1 protein-coding gene is annotated in these 1,585 nt (G+C 27.0%); it reads right to left on the reverse strand.

The window, feature by feature from the left end; translation table 11 throughout:
* Positions 1-1,585: right-handed parallel beta-helix repeat-containing protein (locus MBCUR_RS02260; RefSeq protein WP_157077573.1), on the reverse strand; the 1,585-nt coding region annotated here is incomplete at both ends.

Raw genomic sequence — 1,585 nt, forward strand, 5'->3', positions numbered from 1 at the left:
TAGACATAATTGTAATCTGATTTCAGTAATATGCCTTTAGCATTGGATCCACCAGCTATACTGTTATGTTTAATGGTATTTGTATCACGAGAAATCAAAATACCTGTATTTATAGGATTATAAATCTTATTTAAAGCTATATAATTGTTACTAGATTCAATGTTAATACCAAAGTAACTTTTTTTTATTATATTTTTAGTAATCTGGTTATCCACACCATAAGAACTTATAGCACTACCCAAAACATTGTAGATGTAGTTGTTAAAGACTTTGTTATATTCTCCTTCCATTATGCTAATACCATCACGGTTAATATTGAAGACTGTGTTGTTGTAAATTTGATTGCTTTGACCATATAGATCAATACCCTCCCAAATACCATCAGAAACTTTATTAAAGGATATTTTGCTGAAATACACACTTTCTAATAAAATACCAATTTCATGATTTTTAATTTTATTTTTAGATATTATTAAATTATCTCCTTCATTTATATTGATACCATTAGCAAAATATTGGTTATATATCTGGTTAGAGTTGATAATTGAGTTTTTAATAGAATATATGTAAATTCCATTTCGATTATTGGTATCTAAGAGGTTATTAGTAATATTAATATTATTTGCTTCTTCAATATGAATGCCATCATTACCTCCATTAATAATACTGTTGTTACTAATAATAATGTTTGTAGGAGAATTCATATACAAACTAAAACCTCCACTAAGCCAACCAGTATTTTCTAAGAAATTGTATTTTACTTTAGAGTTATCAACAGAATTCAACTCCATACCAGTAAAAGCGGAATTTTTAATTGTATTGTTGTTGATTAGTCCATTGTTAAATGTATCAATGAGGATACCGATTTCACCAACATTAAAAACAGTGTTCTTCAAAATATTTATTTTATCAGTATTTTCTAGATAAATTCCATTAGTTCCACTTTTAGGGATTGAATTATTGCTTATATTTCCGTTGATTAGGTTGTTTAGATAAATAGCTGATTCGTTTGAGGTTATTTTATTGTTGTTTATGTTTATGTTGGAAATTTCGTTGCCATCTATGCCATTTCCATTGGATATGAAATTGTTGTTATTTATGTTGATTTTTTTAATATTTGAGAGGTATATTCCAAGCCCAGAGTTATTAATCAAATTGTTACTAATATTAATGTTGTTTGCTTCATTTATTGAAATGCCTGAAAAATTGCCTTGAATTTTATTATTGTTAATGGAAACATCATTTGATAAATCTAAGCTAATAGCATCAGTGTCTGAATTAACTTCATTTTCATCAATAATTATTTTATTGGCATTGTTGGTGTAAATACTGCTTTCTCGAGATTTTACTATGATATTTTTCTTTATTTTAACATTATTACTATCGTATACAGTAATACCATTGTTTGATTGGTTAATATTGTTATTTTCTACTTCGACATTAGATGTAGTTTCTATAGCTATGCCATCACTATCATCATTGGATGTAGTGTCTATGACTATGCCGTCACCGTCAGTATTAGTGATTTTATTTTTTTTTACTTCTAAGTTTTTGGAGTTGGATGTATATATTCCAGATCCTCTTA

The organism is Methanobrevibacter curvatus (assembly GCF_001639295.1).
GTDB lineage: Archaea > Methanobacteriota > Methanobacteria > Methanobacteriales > Methanobacteriaceae > Methanoflexus > Methanoflexus curvatus.